We start from the raw sequence: 2,880 nt of genomic DNA, 5'->3' as shown, positions 1-2,880 counted from the left end.
GCCGCTTCATGAAGATTATCACCGCTCAGAATCAGAACGTAAAGATCGTTCATGAAGACCATCATACTATCTCTGGCTTTCAATTCGGCCTGCAGCTTCATCTCACCGGTGACATCCCGTGACGACATCGTCCAACCCTCGACTTCTTTCCCATTAAACAAAGGACTTACAGCTGTCTCCATCCACAATATTCCGCCGCTCTTAGTTCTTGCTCTATATCTGAAGCAACCGTGTTTCTTTTCTCTCAGAAGAACCTTGGACTCCTCAATAACTCTTTCACGATCCCTAAAGTCAATAAGATCTAGAGCATTCTTCCCTACAAGCTCTTCAGCCACAAACTCCAATGTGTTTACTACCGAGGGCGAAACATAGGTGAAAACCAGTCTTCCATCAACTACGGCAAGAATGTCCAAGACGTTGCCTTCGAACTTCTTCAGCAGTTCATCGCTTCTTAGTAGTCTTTCCTGAAGAAGTGACTTTTCGTTATTTCCAGTCTCTTCGCTGAACTCTTCTCCAGTCATGAGCGCCAACAATTGAATCGCACATTTCACAAAGTCCTTTTCCTCCACAGACAGATTTCTCTCATGCAATTCGATCTCTAAGACCAGAACACACTCCGGCAATCCAGGGGGGCTTTTGATTAACAAGATCCCTTTTCCAGCTTCCGAAAATGTATTTGATCTGCCTTTTCTCATTAGCTTCTCAAGTTCCGATTTTCTACTATCTCCAGTTCTCGAACCGCAGACGCACATTACTGAGTCAGACTCTTTTCTCCAGTCGCAAACCATCTTGAGGAAAGAAGAACCATGATGAGCTCTTTCAACTGTGCAAAGAGTAAGACTATTGACAGAAAGAGAATCACCAACAGTTGAAAGAGCCTTTTTAATCTTTTCCAAGCTCTTCTCATTGCCAACGAGAACCGAGATTATTCTTCTCACTGAACTGAACAGGTTTCTACTGTCGGACTCCATTCGACCCTCCGAGGAATGATGAGGCGCTGTAATGTTCTCAGTTGATTATAGCATTGCCATTTCGTGCCAAAAATCAAACGCAGAGATAATGTCCTTGTAAACATGGAAGAAGCCGCAGTTTAGCTGTGATCTATTTTCTGTTTGACCTCTAAGATATCTTAGAGTCATTCTTTTGGTGCGATCTGATTGCTCCTCTGCATCCTTCGGGGACATTAACGTGTTCTCTCATCAAAACTGTTTGTGTCACCCTGCAGATGACCAAGTGACACCTTCCTGTTAATGACATTTATTACTTAGAGTCACGCACATTCCATTGACCTATCTGTTCTCTGAGATACCGAAGGCTAACTCTCCATTGTCATCGGTTGTGGCTCTCATCTAATGCCGCTGATACTTCAGACCAATGATTCAACTTAGCAATGAGAAGCTTAAAAGAATTTTTTATACCCATCTTCGACCAAGGCACTGAGTACATAATCCTCAAGTCTCATCTTCCAATTTGGTGCCAACTGAACTATTAATTTTGCCGAGAAACATCTCCGACCAGAATCTCTTTCTCACCGACGAAGGATATTGACCATCAAATGCTTATCATCTGTGTGTGTATAGTGTTAAAGTTTAGTCGAGAACTGATATCTATTTATCCGGTAGCTGATTATCCGGTAGCTGAGTTTCCGGCGAGATGGTTCTCGAAAACCATAATCATGTGTGGGATGGACTTGACTCATATAGACTATAAATTTCTAATCACTTACAGGAAGTGGTACAGATGTCTCGAAAGTTTGCTATGGAGTTTGTTCTGGCTATTTTCCTAATGGCACATGGCCTTGTTTTTTCCTTCCCCGTTGTTTGTGGCGACCTTGGCCAATTCACTTTTACAGATGCCATTTTCTACCTGCGGAAGCTGATCTTCGGTACGATTTCGAGACCTTACGAAGAAAACTATCAGGCAGAGCTCCCTGATTCGGCATGTGCAATAACTATAACCGCACTTGGCGATCTAATGTACAGTAGAGGGCTTGTAATCGCGGGCGATCCTTACTCAAGTGTGGAGAAGAGTCTTTTTCAAAGTGAAATTGTGTTCGCCAATCTCGAATTCCCAATAGACACTCGGTTCCCCGAATCGGCATTCCCAAAATTCAACGGTTCTTCCGAATACTTTGAGAAAGTAGTGACGCCTTTGGGAATTAATGTTATGAATATCGCAAACAATCACTCTCTTGACAGGGGTATCGAGGGACTGAGATCGACCCGTACTTTTCTTAATGACCGTGGAATCCATTGTGTTGGATTTGGAGAAGAAAGTCGATTCTCAATAATTTCATTCGATGAAGTTAGAATCGCTGTCTCAGGTTTCACGTTCGGCACAAACGGAGCCACCGTGAATAGTGAATCCAGTCTGAATGTTGCCAACCTAAACACATTTGAGGATGCAGAGACTCCGCTGTCAAGGATCGTTCCTATCGTTGAATCTATGTCGGAAGAAGCATCCGTTATCGTGCTTAGTCTTCACTGGGGACTTGAGTTTGAGAACAAACCTACTGAAATGCAGGTGGAAGTCGCAAGAAGGCTCTGCGATGAAGGAGTTGACTTGATTATCGGTCATCATCCTCATGTCCTTCAACCACTGGAGGTGTACTTAAATGCGAGAGGATCAACTTCGCTAATCATCTATTCTCTGGGCAACTGGATTTCTTCTATGAAAGCTAAGGATTGCAGAATCACAGCATCGCTAAAAATCGAGCTTTCCAAAGACGGGAGTGTTTGTGGAATCAAGGTTTTCCCTTATTTCTTTAATCTAAGCAAGATGCAGCTTGTGCCTCTGTCAAATCCTGCCCTTATCCCCGAATCATTTGCATACTATTTGGATAGTAGCCCATATTGTTCACACTAAGGATTCCAGTACCGA

The 2,880-nt window shown here is 43.2% G+C and carries 2 protein-coding genes; one reads left to right on the top strand and one right to left on the bottom strand.

Annotated features, from left to right (window positions below):
• Window positions 1-971 (bottom strand): PAS domain S-box protein (locus BG32_RS03000; RefSeq protein WP_121526348.1); only part of this gene is annotated, 971 nt, incomplete at its 3' end.
• A 769-nt stretch (window positions 972-1,740) separates the two neighbouring features.
• Between BG32_RS03000 and BG32_RS02995 the strand changes: the two genes are divergently transcribed.
• A complete protein-coding gene (locus tag BG32_RS02995) occupies window positions 1,741-2,865 on the top strand; it encodes a CapA family protein (protein ID WP_006492264.1) in 1,125 nt (374 codons plus the stop codon).
• The last annotated feature ends 15 nt before the right edge of the window (window positions 2,866-2,880 follow it).

Origin of the sequence: Mesotoga sp. HF07.pep.5.2.highcov, from assembly GCF_003666285.1 — a bacterium.
GTDB lineage: Bacteria > Thermotogota > Thermotogae > Petrotogales > Kosmotogaceae > Mesotoga > Mesotoga prima.
The sequence above is the reverse complement of the archived record's forward strand: the minus strand, read 5'-3'. Positions and strand labels throughout refer to the sequence as shown.

What these genes read in the sequence shown, in the direction of transcription:
- BG32_RS02995 (WP_006492264.1), top strand. Translation starts at nt 1,741, where the DNA reads ATGTCTCGAAAGTTTGCTATGGAGTTTGTTCTGGCTATTTTCCTAATG.